We start from the raw sequence: 23965 nt of genomic DNA, 5'->3' as shown, positions 1-23965 counted from the left end.
CGGGGACGGGCCCTGAGCGCCGGGGAGGGGGGTCGCCGGGGAGTCGGCGAGGGTCGAGCGTACGGCTCAACTCCCCTGTCCGGAAGGGGTGCAGAGGTCTCTGGCGGAGCCCTGTCAGTACCGCACGGGCCGTCCGGACATGTCAACGGCGGACGGCGTCGGGCGGCGGGCGCGCGCTGCGCGTGCCGGGGCGGCCGGGACCGGGGCCCGCCGCGCCGGAGCACGGCCGGGCGTCCGGGCCGGGCGGGGGCGTGCCCGGGGGTGAGCCAGCGGGCCGTTCCCCGGATTGGGCTACCCTTGAGGGTCACCCCTCCCCGCCGTCGCCTGCCGATGCGCGCGGCACCGAATCACGTCGTAAGGGTTCCTAGTACATGACTGTCGAATCGGTCTTCCCACGCCTGGAGGCCCTCCTCCCGCACGTCCAGAAGCCGATCCAGTACGTCGGCGGCGAGCTCAACTCGACCGTCAAGGACTGGGACGCCTGCGACGTCCGTTGGGCGCTGATGTACCCCGACGCCTACGAGGTCGGCCTGCCCAACCAGGGCGTCATGATCCTCTACGAGGTGCTCAACGAGCGCGAGGGCGTGCTGGCCGAGCGCACCTACAGCGTCTGGCCGGACCTCGAGGCGTTGATGCGCGAGCACGACGTCCCGCAGTTCACCGTGGACGCGCACCGCCCGGTGAAGGCCTTCGACGTGTTCGGCCTGTCGTTCTCCACCGAGCTCGGCTACACCAACATGCTGACCGCGCTCGACCTGGCCGGCATCCCGCTGGAGGCCAAGGACCGCACCGACGAGGACCCGATCGTCCTGGCCGGCGGCCACGCCGCGTTCAACCCCGAGCCGATCGCGGACTTCATCGACTGCGCGGTGGTCGGTGACGGCGAGCAGGCCGTGCTCGACATCACCGGGCTCGTCCGCGGCTGGAAGGCCGAGGGCCGCCCGGGCGGGCGCGACGAGCTGCTGCTGCGCCTGGCCCGCACCGGCGGGGTGTACGTGCCGAAGTTCTACGACGTGGAGTACCTGGCCGACGGCCGGATCGGCCGCGTCGTGCCGAACGCCCCGGGCGTGCCGTGGCGGGTGTCCAAGCACACCGTGATGGACCTCGACGAGTGGCCCTACCCGAAGCAGCCGCTCGTCCCGCTCGCGGAGACGGTGCACGAGCGGATGTCCGTGGAGATCTTCCGCGGCTGCACCCGCGGCTGCCGCTTCTGCCAGGCCGGCATGATCACGCGCCCCGTGCGGGAGCGAAGCATCACCGGCATCGGCGAGATGGTCGAGCGCGGGCTGAAGGCGACCGGCTTCGAGGAGGTGGGCCTGCTCTCGCTGTCCAGCGCCGACCACACCGAGATCGGCGACATCGCCAAGGGCCTGGCCGACCGCTACAGCGACGACAAGATCGGCCTGTCGCTGCCGTCCACCCGCGTCGACGCCTTCAACATCGACCTCGCCAACGAGCTGTCCCGCAACGGCCGCCGCTCGGGCCTCACCTTCGCCCCAGAGGGCGGCAGTGAGCGGATGCGCAAGGTGATCAACAAGATGGTGTCGGAGGAGGACCTGATCCGCACCGTCGCCACCGCCTACGGCAACGGCTGGCGCCAGGTGAAGCTGTACTTCATGTGCGGCCTGCCCACCGAGACCGACGAGGACGTGCTCCAGATCGGCGAGATGGCGAAGAACGTCATCCAGAAGGGCCGCGAGGTCACCGGCCAGAACGACATCCGCTGCACCGTCTCCATCGGCGGGTTCGTGCCCAAGCCGCACACCCCGTTCCAGTGGGCCCCGCAGCTGTCCGCTGAGGCCACCGACGCCCGCCTGGCCAAGCTGCGCGACTCGATCCGCGGCGACCGCAAGTACGGCAAGAACATCGGCTACCGCTACCACGACGGCAAGCCCGGCATCGTCGAGGGCCTGCTGTCGCGCGGCGACCGCCGCATCGGCGCCGTCATCCGCGCCGTCTACGAGGACGGCGGCCGCTTCGACGGCTGGCGCGAGCACTTCTCCTACGACCGCTGGATGGCCTCCGCCGAGAAGGGCCTGGCCGGCACCGGCGTCGACGTCGACTGGTACACCACCCGCGAGCGCACCTACGAGGAGGTGCTGCCCTGGGACCACCTGGACAGCGGCCTCGACAAGGACTGGCTCTGGGAGGACTGGCAGGACGCCCTGGAGGAGGTCGAGGTCGACGACTGCCGCTGGACGCCGTGCTTCGACTGCGGCGTGTGCCCGCAGATGGACACGGCCATACAAATCGGCCCGACGGGCAAGAAGATGCTTCCGCTGACGGTCGTCAACGCCGCTGGCCAGCAGAAATAGCCCGAAGCATGGGTGACACGGTCAGCGAGCTGTGTGACTTCCTTCACGGCCTTCCGAAGGGTGAGCGGGAGTTCGTTCTGGGCGCGCTCGGCATGATGCGCGCCCCGGGCGCCCCCGCCCACCACAGGGAGGCCCGGCAAGGCGGCCAGAGGACCCCTCTGCCCGCCGCCCGGAGTGCCCCGGGCATCGAGTCCTCGATCGAGTGGGTCTGAGAAGTCACAGGAGGCCCCCCTAGGGCTCTCTCAGGCCTTTCCGAGGCGGAGATCGACAGAAGCCCTCTGGCGTCGCTAGGGGGCTTCTGCGTGGCGCTCCTGGGGCCACATCGTCGCATCCCTGACGCTCACAACCACCTCAGGATTGTCCTCGCAGGCCGGACCGTGCAGGTTCGGTGCCTCTCAGCGCCTCAGCAAAAGCACGTTGATCGAACGTCTACACGCGCCTGGTGGACTCGGAGCACTGACCCCTTCGAGGTACTGGAGGTCCATCGTGATCAAGCGTGTGGTAGTCGGCGTGGCAGCAGCCGCGCTGTTCAGCTTGGGCACTGGTGTGGCGCTTGCAAACACGGGCACGGAGAGCGCGGCACCCGGTTCGGCTAGCACGTCGGTTGCCTGGGTGTGCTCGACGTGTCACTACGCCAACACCGCCGCGTCCGGGTGGAAGGGCGACGCCAACGACGCTTCCGTCCAGGGCATCGTGGAGGCTTGGATCGGCCATGAGGAGCACCGCGCACTGGCGTCCGAACACTGGGGAGGCGACGCCGAGGGCGCAACAGTCCTGCCGACGCTGAAGCCCGAGACAACTCACTACCACGCTGCTGCATTTCCTTCGGAGGGGGAGGTATGCGGGTGAGGCTGCCCGGGCTGATTCGATAAGCACCGAGAAGGCATTCGGTAGTAAAGCAAACTGCCCGGCCAGGCCCCTACGGCTGGCGGGGCACCTCCGCGGCCCGAGGGTCCCTCAGAGCCTCCTCAGGACGTCCTCGCAGGCCGGACGGCGCCGGGCCTCTCCGGCCGGTCATGGGAGTGCCCCATGGGACCGGTGTCCTCCCCGCGGAGAGTCCAGGGCCCTCGGACCTCGGGGTCCCGGCCGGCGGCGTGCACCAGGAGCACCGCGGACTCGTCGCCCTCCGGGCTCTCTGCCTGGGCCTGGTCGAGCTCGTAGAGGATCATGATCTCTGCCATGCTTCGGTGGTGCGGCACGGCGGCGTTCCATGCACGTTGGGCCCTGACTCTCAAGGCGGAAAAGGGCCAAGCCGGATGGCCTGGCCCTTCAATGTGTCCTGGGACCAATCAGCAGAGCCGGCTATGTGGCCGCCGTCGCGTCACCCAGAGCGGGCATGGTCACACGTAGGTCGGTACGTAGTTCCAGCAGTAAGCCGTGTTGCCATCCTGCCACTGCTGGAGCGAGGATCCGGTGTCCGGTCCGACAATTCCATCGGGAGTTGACCCGATCCTGCTCTGGTAGTCCTTGATCTTGCTGAGGGTGTCGTTTCCGAAGACCCCGTCGGGGTTCAGGATGTTAATTGTCGGGCCATCTATTCGGACCTTCCAGTTGTTATACAGCAACTGAACGCACTTAACCGCCGGGCCGCTGTCGCCATATTGGATGTAGGGAACCCCCGGCTTGGCACTCGCTGACGAGGTGCCCGCCACCAGTAGTGCGGCAGCGCATGCGGCCACTATTCCGCCGCGGAGTGACGACTTCATCTGAACCTCCTGAAAAATTTGCACCACAAGATCACGCCGAAGGTGACTCCGACGTGGGCTGACCCTACTAGGGGCAGGTGTCGAAAAGTAGTCAGGGAGCTTCCGCCAGCAGTCAGTTACAGCGTCTCACGGCGCTGACCTGGGATTTGAGACATGGCTAGCCACCTCAGTTGAGACGTCCCACAAAGCCTGCCTGGGCCTGGTCCAGCTCAAGGAGCACGATGACCCCCGCCATGGTCCGAATGTGCAGGACTGCACGGATGGCCGCATTTTGATTTTCACTGGGTCCGGCCGATGTCTAGTCCGGTTATGTACTCGCTGCGTACGCTCGAAGCCAACTGCTCGTTGGCACGAGAGCCCGGGGGAGACGATGGCTCGCGAGGCAAGTCCTGGCTAGCTCATCGGGTGCCCGCGTGGCCTCGGTATCCACTTCCGAGCGATACCCGGTTGTTCTCAGCTACTCCCCATGAGTGACAGGTGTGCGGCGGCCGACTTGGACAGGCTCTCCAGGATGGCTTTGCCCTTCTCGGCCGTACCGAGTGACGGGCGGCCGATGATGCCGTTCTCGGTGTAGCCGGCCATGCCCAGGGTCAGGAGGTGGGGACGCTCCGGGGCGTCGTGGTCGTCGCCCTCGATGCCGTCGCGGACGAGGTGGGGAGCGCCGTGGAGGAGCAGGGACACTTCCAACTCGCCGCCGTGCATGTCCTCGGCACCTGAGCTCTCCAGGGCGGCCGCTTCGCGGGCCTGGTGCCAGTCCTCCCGAACGGGAAAGAGGGCGACGCGCGGGCTGTCGGTGTTGGCCTCCTGGACGACGTTCGAGAGGACGTAGTTGCCGCCGTGGCCGTTCACGATCAGGAGGCCGGGGACCCCGGACGCCTGGAGGGACTTCCATGTGTCGTTGATCACGGCGTAGAGCGTCGCGGCGCTGATGCTGACGGTGCCCGGCATGTGGGCGTGCTCGTGGGAACAGGACAGCGTGATGGGCGGCAGGAGGAACAGGTCGTAGTCGGCGGCGATCCGCTGGGCGATCAGGCTGGCGACGACGGTGTCCGTGGTGAGCGGCAAGTGGTCGCCGTGCTGCTCGAAGCTGCCGACTGGCAGCACGGCGACCTTGGCGCCGCGCCGGCGTTCGTCTGCGGAGGTGGCGGCCGTGATCAGTGCGTCCGTGGGCCCAGCCTCTCTCATCAGGTCGTCAGCGGTCGAGAGGGTTCGCCGTGCTCATCAGGGTCAAACGACCGGTGAACATGGCTACTTCGGGTATAGCGTGCCAGCGCTGAAGGGCCTTTCCGGCTGCGGACAGCTCGGACATCGTCCGGGCGGACTCGGTGTCGATGGCGATCGAGAGGGCTCGGCCGGCTGCGGCGGCGGCCTGTTCCGGCTCGCCGGACACGGCGTAGGCGCGTGCAAGCCGTGAGAGGTACACGCCCTGGTCGTTGCGGTAGATCGGCGGCAGGGATCGGAGTTCCGCCTCGAACATGCCCACGGCGGTGCGCGGGTCGCCGAAGTCGATCAGGCAGTTCGCACGCTGCATCTCGATGTAGGTCGGCGTGCAGTACGCCAGATCCAGCGCCTCGTCCGCGTGAGAGTCGTCCGGTACGGCGGCGAGTTCGTGGGCCTCGTCGAACTTTGCCTCGGCGAAGCGCGGGTTGCCCATGAGGGCATGGCCCGGGGCCTCCTGCTGTGCGGCCAGAGCGCGGATACGGCGCGTGGCGCCGACCGAACGTTGGGCGGCTCGGGCGAGACTCACGGCCTTCTGGGCATTGCGCTGGGCGGTGGCCTGGTTGCTCTTCCGGAAGAGCACGTAAGCGGCCATGACGTCGTCGCCGCTCTCTTGGGCCCATTCCATAGCGCGGTCTGACCAATAGAGGGCCTCGTTGAAGTCCCCCAGGTCCTGGTTCAGCCAGCCCAGGAACTCGGCGGTGCGGGCGCCGATCGTCAGGAGTTCGTCCCGGGCACGGCCGCCCGTGCTCTGCTGGAGGCGGTCGAGCAGTTCGACGTGTCGGGTCACCGCGTCGAGCGCATGACGGGAGCCGAGCAGGTTGGCGGCCTTGCAGTGGCTGGGCATGACCGTGCGCAGGTGGGCGACGAGGAACTCCGGGTCGATCGGCGCACGGAGGTCCTGGCTGCCGGCGGTCGGCGCCGGAGCGTGGCATCGAGGCTGTGTCGGTGCGCTCATGCAGTCCATTCCCGTGGACGGAACCCGGCTGGGCACGATGACCTGCATCGTCGCCCCGGAGGTGCGGATCGCGAACCGTGAGACCGGGGAGGTGAGGAAGGACCGTGAGGGGCAGACCGTGTACACGGTCGGTGTCGCGGTGCGGCAGGACGGCCGGCGGGCCTCGATCATCGAGATCAGCGCGTCCGGCGAACCGGTCGGCGTCGTGGAGGGCGTGCGGGTGCACGTCACCGGCCTGACCGCCTTCTCGTGGGCGATGGGGGACCGGCACGGCCTGTCCTTCCGCGCTGACACGATCACCCCCGTCCCCGTCCCCGTCCCCGCTCCCGCGTCGGCCTCGCCTAAGGGTGGTGATGCCTGATGAGCACCGTCACCCGCGCGCGGCTCCGGCGTCTGCTGTGTGAGCTCGGTGACCTGGCCGACGAGGTCAACCCGTTCGCCGCCGACAGCAGCGGCGCGCAGCTGTTCGACCAGATCGCGACCCTCGCCGCCAAGGCCGCCGGCCAGGCCCGTGATCTGGAGACCGAGGCCCACAACACCGCGATGAAGAACGGGGGCCGGCCGTGATCCTCGCCCAGCTCCTCTGGGTGGCACTGCTGGCCACGGTGCTCATCCTGCTCGCCACGGCCCCGGGGCTGCGGCGCAGCTACCCCTACATCTGGTGGTGCGTGCTCGGCTACCCGGTCACCGTGATCCGGGTCCGGCTCACCTGGCGTCGGCTGACAACGAACCTCGGCCTCGCGGTGGCCAAGCGTCCCGGGCGGGCGTTGCTCGGCGACCTGGTGGTGAGGGGTGATCCCCTCAAGCCGGTTCCGCCCCGCCTGGGCGTGCCGAAGCTGCGGCGTGGTGGCCTGGACGTGGCGGTGCGGATGCACCCGGGGCAGGTGCCGGACCACTTCCTGTCCGCCGTGGAGGCGCTGACGCACGCCTGGCGGGTTCACGCGGTCCGGCTGTTCTCGGACGAGCGCGGGTTCGTGACCCTGTCGGCTCTGGCCTGGGACCCGCTGTGGGCGCCGGTCGTGCCGTACCAGTTGAAGCAGCGCGTGTTGCGGGCGGTGGTTGGGCTGCTGGAGGACGGCCGGGCCTGGGTGATCGACTTCCGGCGCGCGCCGCACTGGCTGATCGTCGGCGCGACCCGCTCGGGCAAGTCCACCCTGATCGCCTCCCTGGTGAAGGAACTTGCCCCGCAGCGGGTCGCCCTGTTCGGCATCGACCTCAAGGGCGGCATTGAGCTCTCGCTGTTCGAGGACCGCTTGTCGGCGCTGGCGTCCACCCGGGCCGAGGCGGCGAGGCTCCTGGCCGAACTGGTCGCTGAGACTGAGGCGCGGATGCAGTTGTGCCGATCGGTCGGGGCCCGGTCGATCTGGGACCTGCCCGCCAAGGCCCGGGTGCTGCCTGTCGTCCTGATCGTCGACGAGGTCGCGGAGCTGTACCTGATAGCCACGCGGGAGGACAAGGCAGAGGTCGGCGAGATCTCCACGAACCTCCTGCGCCTGTCCCAGCTCGGTGCGGCCCTCGGAGTCCACCTGATTATCGCGGGGCAACGCGTCGGCTCGGACCTCGGCCCCGGGGTCGCGGCCCTGCGGGCGCAGTTGGCCGGCCGGGTCTGCCACCGGGTGAGCGACGCGGGGACGGCGGAGATGGCGCTCGGCGACCTCAACAAGGACGCCTTGGAGGCTGCGCAACGGATCACCCTCGCCGAGCAGGGCGTCGCGATCACCGCCGACACCGACGGTCGGTGGACCCGGGCCCGCTCCATCCACGTCACTCCCGACCAGGCTCGTCCCCCCGGCCGAGCCACCGCACACATGGCTCGGCCGGGGCCCGGCGACCCCTGGCCCTGGAGACACCCGCCATGACTCGTAACAACCCCTACACCGACCCCACCGCACGCCGCGCCCTCCTCGACCGGGAGGCGCGGCTGCGCCAACTACCGTTCATCGATCGCGACTTGGTCCGCCTCGGCGAGATGTCGGACCTCAACCGCTGGCTCGACCAGATCCGCGCCACCGGCGGCTGCGCCCAACCGATCTACCTCACCGGCAGCACCACCACCCTCGACGCCGAGACCGGCGAGGTCCTGCGCCACTACTCGACCGGCACCGAACCCGGCGGCCGGCTCCCGGTCCGCTGCCGCAACCGCCGGGCCACCCGCTGCGCACCCTGCTCCCGCGAGCACAGCGGCGACACCTTCCACGTGGTCCGCTCCGGCCTCATCGGCGGCAAGGGCGTCCCCGACACCGTGCGGACGCACCCGCGTCTGTTCGTCACCCTGACCGCGCCTTCGTTCGGCCCGGTCCACCGCGCCGACGACTGCCACCCCGCCCGGCGCCGACGCTGCGAACACGGCGGCCACCACGGCTGCGGCCGAACCCACCCCGACACGGACCCGCTCATCGGACAGCCGCTCTGCGCCGACTGCTACGACTACCCCGGCCACATCCTGTGGAACGTCATGGCCCCGGCGTTATGGAAGGCCTTCCGCGACAACCTCTACCACCACATCGCCGCAGGGGCTGGCGTAGGCCGGACGCAGGTGCGCACCCTGGTTCGGGTCTCGGCCACCAAGGTCGCCGAGTACCAGAAGCGCGGCGCCGTCCACTTCCACGCCGTCATCCGCTTCGACGGGCCCGACGGACCCACATCGCCGCCCCCGCCCTGGGCCACCCCGGACCTCCTCCTGGAGACGGTCCACTCCGCGGCTTCCGCCGTCGCGCTGCCGTGCCCCGACTCGGAGGCTTACAGCGGCGGACGGCTCAGCTTTGGTACTCAGCTCGACGCGCATCCCCTCACCAACGGGGACGGCGGACGGCTCACGGACGACGCGGTAGCCGCCTACGTCGCCAAATACACCAGCAAGAGCGCCGAAACCGCCGGTGCCGCCGACCGCCGCATCACGTCGCTGGCAGAGATACGGACGCTGCGCGTCAACCCGCACGTCAGGGCCCTCATCGCCACCGCCTGGCGCCTCGGGGGCCTGCCCGAACTGCGCCACCTACGCCTGCGCACCTGGGCCCACATGCTCGGATACCGCGGCCACTGCCTCACCAAGACCCGCGCCTACTCCACCACCTACGGCCAACTCCGTGCCGCCCGTGCCGAACACGCCCGCGCCGTCGCCGCCGGCCGGGACCTGTACGCCGACTGGGACACCGGGACGACGGTCGACGCCGCATGGCGCTTCGTCGGGTCCGGCCACAGTCCGGGGGAAGCGCTCATCGCTGCGGGTATCGCGGAGGACCTTACGACCAACCGTGAGGTGGCCCGCGACGCCGCGGGGCTCTCTGGCCGGCGCCGGGAAGTGCCGTGACGGTTCGTCCCGCCACGCCGGGCACGACCCCTCTGGCGGGAAGCTCTGCCGAGCGGGCGTCGGAGCAAGCGCGCGCGCCGGTCATCAGGAGCGAGATCGTCATCGTGGACGACGAAGGCAACAAGGAGCCCTACGACCCGACGCGGCACTGACGACGACAGCCCCCGGCTCTGATGTCGGGGGCTGTCGCACGTCTCCTTGTCTGTTCAGAGCTTTCCGGCGAAGTGGTCTTCCTTGATGACCAGGCGGTCCCGGTAGTCCTTGGGGATCATGAGCCTCAGCTTCACCTCGGGTGCGCGCTGGCCCTTGATTTTGGTGCGGGTGACCTCGCAGCGGACGCCCACCCTCAGGAGGTCGGCCGACATGGCCTCGATGCCGCCTTCCTCCCAGGTCTGTCGGAACGTCTTGCCGTTGGCCACGTTCACCCACCGGTCTTCCGTGGTCGCGGGGTCGATCTCCCCGAGCTCAGCGATCAGTTTGTCCAGGGTCTCCTCAGCCTGCTCGCGGGTGAATCGGGTCTTCGAGAACCGGCCGCCGGGCTCAAGTTCCTTCATGTAATAGGCGACGGACTCTTCAAGCTGGGCCACCTTCGCGCGGGCCTCGGCGCCTCGCGCGTACTCCCGGACCTGTACAGGCTCGTCGCCGAGGACGGACAGCACGTCACTGACGAGCTTGGCGTTGATCGCATCAGGGTTGGGGGAGCCCAGGCCTCCGGCCTTGCATCCCTGGCACCGCAGGTACGCGTACATCCGGTCTTTGACGCGGTTCCTCTGCACGGTCATGTTCGTCTTGCAGTCGGCGCAGATGAAGACGCCGAGGAACTTCGTAGCGCTGCCCGGCTGCCGCTGAGGCTGGTTCTTGCTGCGCTTGTCGAGGTCGGCCTGGAACTCGTAGAACTCGTCGTCCTCGAAGATCGCCTCGGCGACCCTGATGGGCTTCCCGTTCTTGTCCAGGACGAGCTTGGACCGGCGGACGCCGCCCGTCTTGTCCTCCTCGACGCGGTAGCCCATCAGCGCCGGGTTGCGCAGTTGGCGGCGGAGGGTGGTGGGGGTGAGGCCGTCGCTGGCGAGACCGGCGCGCTTGAGCAGCGTGACCATGCGGCGGGCGGACACGCCGCGGCGGGCCAGGCGCCGGCACCAGTGCAGGGCCTTGTGGGCGTCGGCCTCTATAACAAGGACGACGTTCCCGTCCTCGTCCTCGGCCGTGGTGTAGCCGAAAGCCGGCTTGCCGACGATCCAGGCGGACTGGGTCTTGGCGTAGTCCCAGAGGCTCGCGACGCGCGTGCTCGTGTTGGTGGCCTCGATCTCCGCGATGCCGCCGATCAGCGTGACCATGATCTCGCCGACCACGGTGGTCAGGTCGATCGAGTCGTGCTTGGAGACCAGGTTCTTCCCGTACTTCAGCGCCCAGTCGATCATCGCGTTCAGGTCGGAGAGCCGACGGATGAAGCGGTCGAGCTTCCAGAACAGGAGGACGTCGAACTCCGGCGCCCGGTTGTTCAGCCAGTCGCCCAGCTGCTTCCGCTTCCACGGCGGCACCTTCGTCGCGGAGACGTTGAGGTCGCTGGCGACGCCGACGACGCGGCAGCCCCGGCTCAGGGCCTCGCGGCGAAGGTCGAGCTCCTGGCGGACGGGGGAGGTGGTGTCCTCCGTCAGCACGGACAGCCGGACGGAGAGCAGCGCCCGGGGCGCGTCCGCCGGAAGTGCGGCCTCGGCTCTCTTCAGCTCTTCCAACAGGGCCAGATCCGCGGCGGTCCACTCGGCTTCGACCGTGTACGCCTTCTGTTGCGCGCTGCGTGCTGTGCGGGTGCGCTTCGCCATGCCGGTGACCCCTGTCGACAGTTTTAGACCTGTCGCCATTTAGCCGCAGATGGACCTCCAGATCCAGCCGGCAAGAAGTTGCTGCCGCTGAGCGTCGTCAACAAGTAGTCCTTTCGCGCGCCGCGACCCCCGGTCGGACCCGTTCCGGCCGGGGGTCGTCGGTGTGCGGCTGACCAGGGGCGGAACGAGGGGGGTGGCGGGGCGCGTACCCTTTGAGGTGACAGAGTCCGGACAGCGGCGGCAGCCGCCGCGCCGGACGGGGACAACTGACTAAGGACTGAGCGACCCTGGCACGCCGTACGCCCGACGGTCCGCCGCCCGCGCCCACGGTGCAGCGGATCCGTCTCCGCTACACGAAGCGCGGCCGGCTCCGCTTCACCAGCCACCGCGACTTCCAGCGCGCCTTCGAGCGCGCTCTTCGCCGGTCCGCCGTGCCGATGGCCTATTCGGCCGGCTTCACTCCGCACCCGAAGGTGTCCTACGCCAACGCGGCCCCGACCGGGGTGGCGAGCGAGGCGGAGTACCTGGAGATCGGCCTGGCCGCTCTCCGCGACCCCGAGGAGCTGCGGGCGCAGCTGGACGGGTCGCTGCCGACCGGCCTGGACGTGATCGACGCGGTCGAGGTCCGGACGCCGAACTTCGTGGAGCGCCTGGAAGCCTCCGAGTGGCTGGTCCGGCTGGACGGTGTCGAGCCGCAGGAGGCGGCCCGCGCGGTCGCGGTGTTCCTCGCCGCGGAGCGGGTGGAGGTGGAACGCCTGACCAAGAACGGCGTGCGGGTATTCGACGCGCGCGGTGCGGTGGCGGCGCTCGACGTTCTCCCGCCGCAGGTCGACGGCGGTGCGGACACGGTGGTCGAAGCGGACCGCGATGTTCGGACCGGCCGTCCCTGTGCGATACTGCGCCTGGTAGTACGACACGCCACACCCGCCGTACGACCCGACGACGTATTGTCCGGTCTCCGTGCGACGGCCGACCTGGCGCCGCCGGTCCCCGCAGAGGTGACCAGGCTGGCGCAGGGGCCGCTCGACGAGGGGACCGGCACGGTGACCGACCCGCTGGCGCTCGACCGCGCCGCGGCCCCGGCCGGCTGACCGCCGCCAGGGTTCGCGGGGCCGCGTCCGCCTGACGGGCGGAGGCCGGGTCCAGTGCCTCACTGGACCCGACGGTCCTCCAGGTTCCCGCGGCTCCCCAGGGGAGCGAGCGTCGTCGCAGCACAGGCCGGCCACCTGAGGCCCGCCGACCAGGACGGTCGGTGGGCCCGGGAACCCCGTCCGGGAGCCACCCGGGGTTGGGGAACGGCGCAGCTTGGGAAAACCTCAGAAGACTGGTCAGACCAGAAGACTTTTCGACACCCCGCTGAGCGTGGGGCGCCGAGCGAGACTACGAGCCCCTGTGCGGCCTCGCGTCCGCGCGGCGGCACCGTGAAAGGGTCCGGGCCGAGCATCGTCGCGATGCCGGTCGGCCACCGGTGCCGTGCCGTGCCCGGATGTGGAGCCCGGGGGCCTGACGGGAGATCCACCCGCATGCTCGATAACACCGATCCGCAGCAGAACGCGGCAACGGAACAGAACGAGAACGCCGCGAACGGCGGCGAGGGCGCGTCCGCGCCGCCGCGTCGCCGTCGCCGTGCGGTGTCCCGCCCGGCGGGCACCCCGCAGGGCGCGGCCGCCGAGACGGCCGAGACGGTCATCCCGGCCGAGGCGCCGACGGCGGAGACTGCTCCGGCCGTCGCCCCGGAGGCGGCTCCGGCGGCCGAGAAGCCGGTTCGGGCCCGCCGCACCCGCAAGCGCGCCGAGGCCCCCGCCGGGGCGCCGGAGGCGACCCCGAGCGTGGCCGCCGAGGCGCCCGCCGTCGAGAAGACGGCCGAGAAGGCGACCGAGGAGACGGTCGAGAAGGCCGCTGAGCCGGCCGCCGAGAAGGACGAGAAGGCGGAGAAGCCGGTTCGGGCCCGCCGCACCCGCAAGCGCGCCGAGGCCCCCGCCGGGGCGCCGGCCGCCGCTGAGGTCCCGGCCGCTGAGCCGGCCGTCGCGGCGCCCGCCGTCGAGGCCCCCGCCGCCGAGCCGGTCGCCGAGGAGGCCCCCGCGGCTCCGGCCCGCCGGGCCCGTCGTCGCCGCGTGGTCGAGGCCGCGCCGGTCGTCGAGGCCCCGGTCGAGGAGCCGGCCGTCGAGGAGCCCGCCGAGGAGGAGCCGGTCGAGGAGGCCGTGGCCGTCCAGCCCGAGCCGGTCGTCCGGCCCGAGCCGGCCGCCGAGCCGACCCACCGGGTGCGCCGCCGTGCGGTCCGCCCGTCCACCGCGATCTTCCAGGCCCCGGTGTTCCAGGAGCCGGCCCCCTTCGTCGCGCCCGCCGCGCAGCAGCAGCCCGCGACCGCGGCCGCGCCGGCGTCGGCGCCGGTCGAGGCCCCGGCCGCCGAGCGCGAGGAGGACGAGTTCGAGTACAGCGGCGTCGGCCGCCGCCGCCGGGTGCGCACCTCGGTGCGGGTGCAGCCGCCGAGCCGTTCGAAGGCCGCCGAGAAGGCCAAGGCCGCGGAGAAGGCCAAGTCGGCCGAGAAGGCCGTCGAGAAGGCCGCGGTCGTCCAGAAGGCCAAGGTCGTCGAGAAGGCCGCCGAGGCCCCGGTCGAGGCGCCCGCCGTCGAGGCCCCCGTCGCCGGTCCGGAGACCGAGGGCGAGTGGGAGGACGACGGCCGTCCGTCGCGCCGTCGCCGCCGGGGTGGCCGTCGCCGTCGCCGTGGCGAGGCCGAGGAGTTCGAGGCCGAGGTCGTCGAGACCGGGCAGCCCGCCGCCGAGGAGTCGGCCGCGGACGTCGAGGAGGAGGGCGAGGAGGACGACGACCTGGCCGCCGGTCTGTCCTCGTCCCGTCGCCGTCGTCGCCGTCGCCGCCGCAGCGGTGAGGCCGGCGCCGTCGAGGTCGCCGAGACCACCGAGGACGGCGTCCGCACGGTGGTGAAGGTGCGCGAGCCGCGCCGCCGTTCCACCGAGCCGTCCTTCGACCCGGACGAGGTGCAGTCCATCAAGGGCTCGACCCGCCTGGAGGCGAAGAAGCAGCGCCGCCGCGAGGGCCGCGAGCTGGGCCGCCGCCGGGTGCCGATCATCACCGAGGCCGAGTTCCTGGCCCGCCGCGAGTCGGTCGAGCGCGTCATGGTGGTGCGCCAGAACGGCCAGCGGACCCAGATCGGCGTCCTGGAGGACGGCGTGCTGGTCGAGCACTACGTCAACAAGGAGCAGGCCACCTCGTACGTCGGCAACGTCTACCTGGGCAAGGTCCAGAACGTGCTGCCGTCGATGGAGGCCGCCTTCGTCGACATCGGCAAGGGCCGCAACGCCGTGCTGTACGCCGGCGAGGTCAACTTCGGTGCGCTGGGCGGCCACGGCGGCCCGCGCCGGATCGAGTCGGTGCTGAAGTCCGGCCAGTCCGTGCTGGTGCAGGTCTCCAAGGACCCGATCGGCCACAAGGGCGCCCGTCTGACCAGCCAGATCTCGCTGCCCGGCCGCTACCTGGTGTACGTGCCCGAGGGCTCGATGACCGGCATCTCGCGCAAGCTCCCCGAGAACGAGCGTGCCCGGCTGAAGCAGATCCTCAAGAAGATCGTCCCGGACGACGCGGGCGTCATCGTGCGCACCGCCGCCGAGGGCGCCTCCGAGGAGGAGCTGACCCGCGACGTCCAGCGGCTGCAGCAGCAGTGGGAGGACATCCAGAAGAAGGCCGCGACCGGCAACGCCCCCGCGCTGCTGTACGGCGAGCCGGACATGACCGTCCGGGTCGTCCGCGACATCTTCAACGAGGACTTCACCAAGGTCATCGTCTCCGGCGACGAGGCGTGGAGCACCATCCACGACTACGTCTCCAACGTGGCCCCGGACCTCGCCGAGCGGCTCCAGCGGTGGACCTCCGAGGTGGACGTGTTCGCCACCTACCGGATCGACGAGCAGCTGATGAAGGCGCTGGACCGCAAGGTCTGGCTGCCCAGCGGCGGTTCGCTGGTGATCGACCGCACCGAGGCGATGGTCGTCATCGACGTCAACACCGGGAAGTTCGTCGGCCAGGGCGGCAACCTGGAGGAGACGGTCACCCGCAACAACATCGAGGCGGCCGAGGAGATCGTGCGCCAGCTGCGGCTGCGCGACCTCGGCGGCATCATCGTGATCGACTTCATCGACATGGTGCTGGAGTCCAACCGGGACCTGGTGCTGCGCCGCCTGCTGGAGTGCCTGGGACGGGACCGGACCAAGCACCAGGTGGCCGAGGTCACCTCGCTGGGCCTGGTCCAGATGACCCGCAAGCGGGTCGGCCAGGGCCTGCTGGAGTCCTTCTCCGAGTCGTGCGTGCACTGCAACGGCCGCGGCGTGATCGTCCACATGGAGCAGCCGAGCGCCCACGTCCACGCCCCGGCCGTGTCGGCCGAGGCGGCCTCGGGCGGCGGCAAGCGCCGTCGCCGGGGCAAGGGCGGGGCGGTCCAGGAGGAGCCGCAGGCCGTCGAGGTCGAGGTGGCCGAGGCCGTCGTCGAGCTGCCGGCCGAGCCGGTGCGCGAGGAGATCGAGGGCCAGCTGGCCCTGGAGGTCCCGGGTGCCGAGGAGCCGGCCGCGGAGGAGGCCCCGGCCGCCCCGGCGGACCTGGTCGAGATCCCGGCCGCCCCGGCGGCTCCGGCCGGCCGCACCCGCCGCCGCGCGGTGCGCAAGGCGACGGCTCCGGCCGGCGTGCCGGGCGAGGCCGAGATCGTGGTGCTGCAGGCGCGGGCCGACGCGGCCCTGGAGGCGGCCCTGGAGGCCGCCGCCCCGGCCGCCGTGGCCCCCGAGGCCGTGGAGGCCGTGGAGGCCGCCACCGAGGCGCCGGCCGAGCCGGTGGCGGTCGAGGAGGCCGTGGTCGTCGAGGCCGCCGCCCCGGAGGCCGTCGAGGCTCCGGCGGAGGAGGCCGCGGCGACCGGGACCCCGGCCGCCGAGGCCGAGGAGCCGGCCGCGGAGGAGGCCCCGGCGCCCAAGAAGCGGGCCGCCCGCAAGACCGCCGCGAAGAAGACCGCCGCCAAGAAGACGACCACGGCGGCCAAGAAGACCACCGCCCGCAAGACCGCGACCAAGCGGACGAGCGCGGCGGCCAAGAAGGCGGCGGCCGCCGAAGGTGATACGGCGGCCGAGTAGTGCCCACGCGCCCGGGGCGGGACTTCTCCCGCCCCGGGCCGTACGGGCCGGTTTGCCCCCGGGGCGGCCGGTCCGTATTCTTGACCACTGGCGTGTCTACGCCACGCTCCCGAGCACATCACCTTCCCGAGGCGCCGCGTTCGCGCGGCACGGGCGGGGAGAGGCCCCTGTGTCCGTACCCAGGTGGCTGGCGTCGGGGGTTCAGACCGAGTAAGGAAAGCAGGTACCGCATGTACGCGATCGTTCGCGCAGGCGGCCGCCAGCACAAGGTCGCCGTCGGCGACGTGCTGGAGATCGACCGTATCGAGGCCAAGCCGGGTGACTCGGTCGAGCTCTCGACCATCCTGATCGTCGACGGCGAGGCCGTCACCTCGGACCCGTGGGTCCTGGCCGGCGTGAAGGCTCACGCCGAGGTGGTCGACCAGACCAAGGGTGACAAGATCGTCATCCTGCGCTACAAGAACAAGACCGGCTACCGCCGTCGCCAGGGTCACCGTCAGAAGCACACCGCGGTGCGCATCACCAGCATCGACTCGGTCAGCAAGTAAGGGGATAGCGAGATATGGCACACAAGAAGGGCGCAAGCTCTACCCGTAACGGCCGTGACTCGAACGCCCAGCGCCTCGGCGTGAAGCGCTTCGGCGGCCAGGTCGTCTCCGCCGGCGAGATCCTCGTCCGCCAGCGCGGCACCCACTTCCACCCGGGTGCGGGCGTCGGTCGCGGTGGCGACGACACGCTGTTCGCGCTGAACGCCGGTGCGGTGCAGTTCGGCACCCGCCGCGGCCGCAAGGTCGTCAACATCGTGGCCGTCGAGGCCTGAGTCACACCAGACTCACAGTGAAGGGTGGGCCGGGATGATCCGGTCCACCCTTCGCGCTTTACGCAGGTAGAAGCAGACTTTCGCACACTGGAGGCACACCATGACCACCTTCGTGGACCGCGTCGAACTTCACGTCGCCGCGGGTAACGGGGGCCACGGCTGCGCCTCCGTGCACCGGGAGAAGTTCAAGCCGCTCGGCGGCCCGGACGGCGGCAACGGCGGGGAGGGCGGCAGCGTCATCCTCACCGTCGACGCGCAGATCACCACCCTGCTCGAGTACCACCACTCGCCCAAGCGCAAGGCCACCAACGGCAAGCCCGGCGCGGGCGGCCACCGCACCGGCGCGGACGGCGAGGACCTCGTCCTGCTGGTGCCGGACGGCACCGTGGTGCTGGACAGGCAGGGCAACGTGCTGGCCGACCTGGTCGGGCACGGCACCAGCTTCGTCGCCGCCCAGGGCGGCCGCGGCGGCCTCGGCAACGCGGCGCTGGCCTCGGCCCGCCGCAAGGCGCCCGGCTTCGCGCTGCTCGGCGAGCCCGGCGAGGCCCGGGACATCGTCATGGAGCTCAAGTCCGTCGCCGACGTGGCCCTGGTGGGCTACCCGAGCGCCGGCAAGTCCTCGCTGATCTCGGTGCTCTCCGCGGCCAAGCCGAAGATCGCGGACTACCCGTTCACCACCCTGATCCCCAACCTCGGCGTGGTCACCGCGGGCGACACCGTCTACACCATCGCCGACGTGCCCGGCCTGATCCCCGGCGCCAGCCAGGGCCGCGGCCTCGGCCTGGAGTTCCTGCGGCACGTCGAGCGCTGCTCGGTGCTGGTGCACGTGCTGGACTGCGCCACCCTGGAGCCCGGCCGCGACCCGCTGACCGACCTGGAGACCATCGAGGCCGAGCTGGCCGAGTACGGCGGCCTGGACGAGCGCCCGCGCCTGGTCGCGCTCAACAAGGTGGACGTGCCGGACGGCCAGGACATCGCCGACCTCACCCGGGAGTCCCTGGAGGAGCGCGGCTACCGGGTGTTCGAGGTCTCCGCGGCCTCCCGCAAGGGCCTGCGCGAGCTGAGCTTCGCGCTGGCGCAGATCGTCGCCGAGGCGCGCGCGGCCAAGCCGGTCGAGGAGTCGACCCGGATCGTGCTGCGCCCCAAGGCCGTTGACGACGCCGGCTTCACCATCACCGAGGAGGACGGCGCCTTCCGCATCCGCGGCACCAAGCCGGAGCGCTGGGTCCGCCAGACCGACTTCTCCAACGACGAGGCCGTCGGCTACCTCGCCGACCGGCTGGCCCGCCTCGGCGTCGAGGACAAGCTGTGGAAGGTCGGGGCGCACGAGGGCGACACCGTCATCATCGGCCCGGACGAGAACGCCGTCGTCTTCGACTGGGAGCCGACCATGGCCGCCGGCGCCGAGATGCTCGGCCGTCGCGGTGAGGACCACCGCTTCGAGAACCCGCGCCCGGCGGTCGACCGCCGCCGCGAGAAGCAGAAGGGCAAGGACGCGGCCGAGGCCGAGTTCCTCGCCTTCGAGGCGCTCTCCAGCGGCCGTCAGGCCTCCATCGAGGGCGACGACGAGGACTGATCGGACGGGCCCCCGGGCCCCCGGGCCTACCGGCACGAGCGGCCCCCGCCACCCTTCGAGGTGGCGGGGGCCGCTCGCGTGCTCACGGCCGACGGGACGTCACTTCGTCCAGGAGGCCTGGAGCTTCAGCAGGTCGGTGAGGTCGGTGTAGCCGACCGCGACCGGGGCGGTGCCGGTGGTGGCGATGATGATGCAGCCCTTGGCCTCGACGCCCTTCGTGACGCCCTGGAACTTCGCCCCCGTGCACTTGGGCAGCGGGTTGGCGGCGTTCATGACGTTCAGGCCCTTCTGGCCGGTGTTGTCGAAGACGACGAACTTCGAGTCCGGGGCGGTGAAGGAGAGGCTGGCGTCCCCGAGGTTCTTGATGGTGTAGCTCACGTACATCGGGGTGCGGCCCTCCAAACCGGTGGTGGGGACCTTCGCGGCGGTCAGCTCCTGGAGCGAGCCGGCCTCGACACCGGTGACGGTGATCTCCAGCTTGGTGGCGACCTTGGAGGTCTTGTCGGCGAAGTCCACGGTCGCGGGCCGGCCGACCTTCACCGCGGTGGCGGCCGCGGGCACGGCGCCGCCCGCACCACCGCCCGCCGCGCCGGCCGTCCCGGCACCGCCCGTGGCACCGGCCGTCCCGGCCCCGGGGGCCGCGCTGGTCGGGGCCGCGGTCGAACCGCCGGTCGCCGCACCGCCCGTGGCCGAACCGCCGGTCGCGGCCCCGGAGGCGGCGGTGGTCGGCGCCGGCGCCGCGCCGGTGGCGCCGCCCGCCCCGGCCGGGGTGTCCGTGTTGTCCGGACCGCAGGCCGCGAGCGACAGGGCGGTGGCCGCCGCCAGGGCGGCGACGGTCAGCTTGGTTGTGTACGAACGCATGGTGCGCTTTCTCCCGGGCGCGCGGCCGCGAACCGTTGCCGGCCTGCCCAGTGCGGCGCCGCCCCGATGACAGGAACGTCGAAGACGAATGGGTTCAGCGGGCAAGAAGCCGTCCCCCGATCTGGCTTGCGGTCAGGGACCATACCAGCCATCCGGGTTGGCGGCCGGGCTGTGGCGACGCCGTGACCAGGGCGGGTCCAGCCGGTGAAACACCCTGCGGGCGACCTGCGCGGATCGCGTAGATTTCGGGGGTGGCGGCCCCGGGCCGGGCCCGCCGCACCCGCACCACACCGGAAGGGCGTACAGCGAGATGAGCGAGGACTCACTGCGCGAGGAGGTGCTGACCGCGCGGCGGATCGTCGTCAAGGTCGGCTCCTCCTCGCTCACCACGGCGGCCGGCGGCCTGGACGCCGACCGGGTCGACGCCCTGGTGGACGCGCTCGCCAAAGCACGCAGCCGCCCGGAGGCGCCCGAGGTCGTCCTCGTCTCCTCCGGCGCCATCGCCGCCGGGCTCGCCCCGCTCGGCCTGGACCGGCGGCCCAAGGACCTGGCCCGCCAGCAGGCCGCCGCCAGCGTCGGCCAGGGCCTGCTGGTCGCCCGCTACACCGCCTCCTTCGCCCGGTACGGCATCCGGGTCGGCCAGGTGCTGCTCACCGCCGAGGACGCCAGCCGGCGCGCCCACTACCGCAACGCCTACCGCACCCTCGACCAGCTGCTGGCGATGGGGGCGATGCCGATCGTCAACGAGAACGACACCGTCGCCACCGCCGAAATCAAGTTCGGGGACAACGACCGGCTGGCCGCGCTGGTCGCCCACCTGGTCCGGGCCGACCTGCTCGTGCTGCTCTCCGACGTGGACGGCCTCTACGACGGCGACCCGGCCCGCCCCGGCAGCAGCCGGATCGACCGGGTGAGCGGCCCACACGACCTCGACGGCGTCGAGATCGGCAGCGCGGGCAAGGCCGGCGTCGGCACCGGCGGCATGGTCACCAAGGTCGAGGCGGCCCGGATCGCCACCGGCGCGGGCATCCCGGTGGTGCTCACCGCCGCCAGCCAGGCCGCCGACGCGCTGGCCGGCCGGCCCACCGGCACCCTCTTCCTGCGCACCGGCAGCCGCACCTCCGACCGGATGCTCTGGCTGGCCCACGCGAGCAGCCCGCGCGGCGCCCTGCACCTGGACGCGGGCGCCGTCACGGCCGTCGTCTCCGGCGGCGCCTCGCTGCTGCCCGCCGGGGTCACCAAGGTCGACGGGGAGTTCACCGCGGGTGATCCGGTGGACCTTCTTGCCGAAAACGGCCACATCGTGGCGCGCGGACTGGTCAACTTTGATGCGAGGGAGTTGCCCCGCCTGCTCGGCCGGTCCACCCGCGACCTGGCCCAGGAGTTCGGCGCCGCGTACGAGCGTGAGGTCGTCCACCGCGACGACCTGGTCGTTCTGCGCGGCTGACCGGCCGGTGTGCCGGTGCCGGCCCGTCGGCGGAGTGCGGTCGGTGGACCGCTGCGTACGGGGAGAGGCCCGGCCGCGGGCGAGGAGGGGCGCAGCCGTACCGGTCGGCCGCGGGCCGGCGGGGCCGGTGTGGGGGACGACACGACATCGCCGAACAGGAGGCCGCCGGTGGAACGCAGGCGCGAGGCAGCGCTGACCGCAGGGACGGCGGGCCGGCGGCTGACCAGCATCGACGGCGGCCGCGGGGACGGCCCCGCCGAGCCGGCCGGTCCGCCGCCGCAGGGGCCCGGCGGGGTGCGCGGGCTGCGGCCGCGGCGTGCCGACGCGGGGGAGCCGCCCACCGTGCCCGAGCAGGCCCGGCTCTGGCACGTGGTGCTGAGCGTGTCCGGGCAGGTCACCCCGCTGTCCTCGCTGCGCGCCTCGCTGGAGCGGCTGGCGCACGACCACTCGTTCTTCCTCACCGCCCGCTACGCCGCCGACCACGCCGAGATCCGGTACTGGGAGCAGGCCCGGGACCTGCACGACGCGGCGGCGATCGCGCTGCGGCTGTGGGGCGAGCACAAGGTCACCGCGAACCTGCCGCCGTGGGAGATCGTCGGCCTGGAGGTGGTCGACCGGGCGACGTACCACAAACGGGTGGCGGAGGGCTTCGGCGATCCGCCGCCGCACCTGGGCGGGGTGCACCCGTACTGAGCGTCCGGACGCCGTCTCACCGGGCGAAATGGCCGCTCGGCGGGCTCGGCGCAGTCGCTACCCTTGGCGCATGACCAGCGACCTCGCCACCGCCGACAGCCCCGTCCTCGCCGTAGCGCGCCGAGCCCGGGAGGCGGCCGCCGCGCTCGCCCCGCTGCCGCGTAAGGCGAAGGACGCCGCGCTGCTGGCGATCGCGGACGCCCTGGTGGCCCGCAGTGCCGAGATCACCGCCGCCAACGCCGAGGACGTGGCCCGGGCCCGCGAGGCCGGCACCGCCGAGTCGGTGATCGACCGGCTGCGCCTCGACGACGAGCGGATCGCCGCGATCGCGTCCGACGTGCGCGACGTCGTCGGCCTGCCCGACCCGGTCGGCGAGGTGCTGCGCGGCTACACGCTGCCCAACGGCCTGGACGTGCGCCAGGTGCGGGTGCCGCTCGGCGTGGTCGGCATCATCTACGAGGCCCGGCCGAACGTCACGGTGGACGCCGCCGCGCTCTGCCTCAAGTCCGGCAACGCGGTGCTGCTGCGCGGCTCCGCCTCCGCCTACCGCTCCAACACCGCGCTGGTCGCCGTCCTGCGGGACGCCGTCGCCGAGGCCGGGCTGCCCGCCGACGCCGTCCAGCTCGTCCCGGGCGAGAGCCGGGACTCCGTCCAGGAGCTGATGCGCGCCCGCGGCCTGGTCGACGTGCTGATCCCGCGCGGCGGCGCCTCGCTGATCCGCACCGTGGTCGAGGGCTCGACCGTGCCGGTGATCGAGACCGGCACCGGCAACTGCCACGTCTACGTGGACGCGCAGACCGACCTGGCGATGGCCGTCGGCATCCTGCTGAACTCCAAGGCGCAGCGGGTCAGCGTCTGCAACGCCGCCGAGACGCTGCTGGTCCACCAGGACGTCGCGGACGCCTTCCTGCCGCTCGCGCTGGCCGCGCTCGCCGAGGCCGGGGTGACCGTGCACGGCGACGACGCGGTGCTCAAGGCCGCCGAGGGCGGTGCCGCGACCGTGGTGCCCGCCACCGACGAGGACTGGGGCGCCGAGTACCTCTCGTACGACCTGGCCGCGGCCGTGGTGCCCTCGCTGGACGCCGCCGTCGAGCACATCCGCCGCTGGTCCTCCGGCCACACCGAGGCGATCGTCACCACCTCGCAGGCCGCCGCCCGTCGCTTCACCCGGCTGGTCGACTCGACCACGGTGGCCGTCAACGCCTCCACCCGCTTCACCGACGGCGGGGAGTTCGGCTTCGGCGCGGAGATCGGCATCTCCACCCAGAAGCTGCACGCCCGTGGCCCGATGGGCCTGCCCGAGCTGACCAGCACCAAGTACATCGTCACTGGTGACGGGCACGTGCGCGGCGAGGCGACGCAGACCGTGGGCGGGGCCGCGGACGCCCGCTGAGCGGGACCCGGGCGGCGGGCCGGGGCGGCCCGGACCGCCGCGCGTCACACGTGTGACGGACCAACTGCGATGAGCCACAGACAAATCGTCCGCCCGGTAATACGCTGAATCCGTGGCTGACGATGTGGGGGGCTTGCCGTACCCCGACGGCGCCGACCACGGTGGTGCGGACGACGAGTTCGCCACCGTGGTCTTCGATGAGGCCTTCGTCCGATCCGCCGCCGTGCACGAGCCGACGGCCAAGGAGCGGCAGCTCGCCGCCGCCGAGGCCAGGTTCGAGCCGGACACCGCGGGCCCGGGCTGGGGCTATGACGTCACGCCCGGGGACGGGCTGCCGCTGGAGCTGCGCCCGTACCCGAGCGGACTCGACGACGACCGCCTCTACCCGGATCCCTGGTCGGGCCCCGGCCGGGCGACCGGCCGCCCCGGTCGGCGCCGGGGCCGGCGCAGCTACGACCCGGTGCCCGGGCGCGGGCGGTACGTGGCCCAGCAGCGCTGGCACCGGCCGGTGGCGTGGGTGCTGGCCGTGATCATGGGCGTGAGCCTGGTGGCGGTCGCGGTCGCGGCGATCTACCAGGGCGTGGGCGGCTCCTCCGGCGCGCCCCGGCGCCCGGAGTCCGGCAGCAGCAGCCCCGGGACCGATCCGAGGCCCGCGCCGGCCGAGCCTTCGCTCGTGGTCACCGCACCCGCGGGGTGACGTCGTAGGGGTGGTGCGCGCC

Annotated in this window: 22 protein-coding genes; 16 read left to right on the top strand and 6 right to left on the bottom strand. The window is 71.9% G+C overall.

Going from position 1 to position 23965, the window contains the following annotated elements; genetic code table 11:
• Positions 1-371 precede the first annotated feature (371 nt).
• Entirely contained in the window at positions 372-2315 is a 1944-nt protein-coding gene (locus ACIOJE_RS09130; RefSeq protein ID WP_400774537.1) for a TIGR03960 family B12-binding radical SAM protein, read from the top strand.
• A gap of 486 nt (positions 2316-2801) precedes the next feature.
• Positions 2802-3164, top strand: a complete 363-nt coding sequence (locus tag ACIOJE_RS09125; protein WP_400774534.1) for a hypothetical protein — start codon at positions 2802-2804, stop codon at positions 3162-3164.
• A 119-nt stretch (positions 3165-3283) separates the two neighbouring features.
• Here the strand turns inward: ACIOJE_RS09125 and ACIOJE_RS09120 are convergent, their stop codons facing one another.
• From ACIOJE_RS09120 to ACIOJE_RS09105, 4 genes are all read right to left on the bottom strand, one after another.
• A complete protein-coding gene (locus ACIOJE_RS09120; RefSeq protein WP_400774532.1) occupies positions 3284-3496 on the bottom strand; it encodes a hypothetical protein in 213 nt (70 codons plus the stop codon).
• 159 nt (positions 3497-3655) lie between these two features.
• Complete coding sequence (locus tag ACIOJE_RS09115; protein WP_280677110.1) at positions 3656-4021, bottom strand: peptidoglycan-binding domain-containing protein; 366 nt, start codon at positions 4019-4021, stop codon at positions 3656-3658.
• 453 nt (positions 4022-4474) lie between these two features.
• On the bottom strand, positions 4475-5206 hold the full coding sequence (locus ACIOJE_RS09110) for a creatininase family protein (RefSeq protein WP_280677109.1): 732 nt from the start codon (positions 5204-5206) through the stop codon (positions 4475-4477).
• A 7-nt stretch (positions 5207-5213) separates the two neighbouring features.
• Positions 5214-6206, bottom strand: coding sequence for a hypothetical protein (locus ACIOJE_RS09105; protein ID WP_400774529.1), 993 nt, complete (start codon positions 6204-6206; stop codon positions 5214-5216).
• Between ACIOJE_RS09105 and ACIOJE_RS09100 the strand changes: the two genes are divergently transcribed.
• The 5 genes from ACIOJE_RS09100 to ACIOJE_RS09080 are packed head-to-tail and all read left to right on the top strand — an operon-like array spanning position 6196 to position 9659.
• Complete coding sequence (locus ACIOJE_RS09100) at positions 6196-6558, top strand: hypothetical protein (protein ID WP_400774528.1); 363 nt, start codon at positions 6196-6198, stop codon at positions 6556-6558. The two genes, ACIOJE_RS09105 and ACIOJE_RS09100, sit on opposite strands and share 11 nt — an antisense overlap.
• Positions 6558-6764: a hypothetical protein gene (locus ACIOJE_RS09095; RefSeq protein ID WP_400774526.1), complete on the top strand. Its 207-nt coding sequence runs from the start codon at positions 6558-6560 to the stop codon at positions 6762-6764. Before ACIOJE_RS09100 ends, ACIOJE_RS09095 begins: the two co-directional genes overlap by 1 nt.
• Positions 6761-8056, top strand: coding sequence for an FtsK/SpoIIIE domain-containing protein (locus ACIOJE_RS09090; protein ID WP_400774524.1), 1296 nt, complete (start codon positions 6761-6763; stop codon positions 8054-8056). Before ACIOJE_RS09095 ends, ACIOJE_RS09090 begins: the two co-directional genes overlap by 4 nt.
• A complete protein-coding gene (locus ACIOJE_RS09085) occupies positions 8053-9507 on the top strand; it encodes a replication initiator (RefSeq protein WP_400774521.1) in 1455 nt (484 codons plus the stop codon). Before ACIOJE_RS09090 ends, ACIOJE_RS09085 begins: the two co-directional genes overlap by 4 nt.
• On the top strand, positions 9504-9659 hold the full coding sequence (locus ACIOJE_RS09080) for a hypothetical protein (protein WP_400774518.1): 156 nt from the start codon (positions 9504-9506) through the stop codon (positions 9657-9659). Before ACIOJE_RS09085 ends, ACIOJE_RS09080 begins: the two co-directional genes overlap by 4 nt.
• A 54-nt stretch (positions 9660-9713) precedes the next feature.
• Here ACIOJE_RS09080 and ACIOJE_RS09075 read toward each other — a convergent pair whose 3' ends face one another.
• Positions 9714-11327, bottom strand: coding sequence for a recombinase family protein (locus ACIOJE_RS09075; RefSeq protein ID WP_400774515.1), 1614 nt, complete (start codon positions 11325-11327; stop codon positions 9714-9716).
• Positions 11328-11656: 329 nt separating this feature from the next.
• Here ACIOJE_RS09075 and ACIOJE_RS09070 point away from each other — a divergent pair, with 329 nt between their 5' ends.
• From ACIOJE_RS09070 to obgE, 5 genes are all read left to right on the top strand, one after another.
• Positions 11657-12418 carry a TIGR03936 family radical SAM-associated protein gene (locus tag ACIOJE_RS09070; protein WP_280677091.1) on the top strand — a complete coding sequence of 254 codons (762 nt, stop codon included), beginning with the start codon at positions 11657-11659 and terminating at the stop codon, positions 12416-12418.
• Positions 12419-12850: 432 nt separating this feature from the next.
• Complete coding sequence (locus ACIOJE_RS09065) at positions 12851-16456, top strand: ribonuclease E/G (RefSeq protein WP_400774512.1); 3606 nt, start codon at positions 12851-12853, stop codon at positions 16454-16456.
• A 230-nt stretch (positions 16457-16686) separates the two neighbouring features.
• Complete coding sequence (gene rplU / locus ACIOJE_RS09060; RefSeq protein WP_280677087.1) at positions 16687-17004, top strand: 50S ribosomal protein L21; 318 nt, start codon at positions 16687-16689, stop codon at positions 17002-17004.
• Positions 17005-17018: 14 nt separating this feature from the next.
• The gene (gene rpmA, locus ACIOJE_RS09055; RefSeq protein ID WP_280677085.1) at positions 17019-17276 is read left to right on the top strand and encodes a 50S ribosomal protein L27; all 258 of its coding nucleotides are present in this window, start codon (positions 17019-17021) and stop codon (positions 17274-17276) included.
• A gap of 100 nt (positions 17277-17376) precedes the next feature.
• On the top strand, positions 17377-18852 hold the full coding sequence (gene obgE / locus ACIOJE_RS09050) for a GTPase ObgE (RefSeq protein WP_280677083.1): 1476 nt from the start codon (positions 17377-17379) through the stop codon (positions 18850-18852).
• A 99-nt stretch (positions 18853-18951) separates the two neighbouring features.
• Here the strand turns inward: obgE and ACIOJE_RS09045 are convergent, their stop codons facing one another.
• Positions 18952-19713, bottom strand: a complete 762-nt coding sequence (locus tag ACIOJE_RS09045; RefSeq protein WP_400774510.1) for a hypothetical protein — start codon at positions 19711-19713, stop codon at positions 18952-18954.
• Between the two features lie 310 nt (positions 19714-20023).
• On the opposite strand from ACIOJE_RS09045, the gene proB reads away from it, so the two are divergent.
• The 4 genes from proB (at position 20024) to ACIOJE_RS09025 (ending at position 23943) form a co-directional block, all read left to right on the top strand.
• Positions 20024-21160 carry a glutamate 5-kinase gene (gene proB / locus ACIOJE_RS09040; protein ID WP_280677079.1) on the top strand — a complete coding sequence of 379 codons (1137 nt, stop codon included), beginning with the start codon at positions 20024-20026 and terminating at the stop codon, positions 21158-21160.
• Between the two features lie 168 nt (positions 21161-21328).
• Positions 21329-21853, top strand: coding sequence for a hypothetical protein (locus tag ACIOJE_RS09035; RefSeq protein WP_280677077.1), 525 nt, complete (start codon positions 21329-21331; stop codon positions 21851-21853).
• Positions 21854-21923: 70 nt separating this feature from the next.
• Positions 21924-23246, top strand: a complete 1323-nt coding sequence (locus ACIOJE_RS09030) for a glutamate-5-semialdehyde dehydrogenase (protein ID WP_400774507.1) — start codon at positions 21924-21926, stop codon at positions 23244-23246.
• A 112-nt stretch (positions 23247-23358) separates the two neighbouring features.
• Positions 23359-23943, top strand: coding sequence for a hypothetical protein (locus ACIOJE_RS09025; RefSeq protein WP_400774504.1), 585 nt, complete (start codon positions 23359-23361; stop codon positions 23941-23943).
• Positions 23944-23965 lie beyond the last annotated feature (22 nt).

This window comes from Kitasatospora sp. NPDC087861 (assembly GCF_044742585.1).
Lineage (GTDB): Bacteria > Actinomycetota > Actinomycetes > Streptomycetales > Streptomycetaceae > Kitasatospora.
This window is presented reverse-complemented; position numbering and strand designations above follow the sequence as displayed.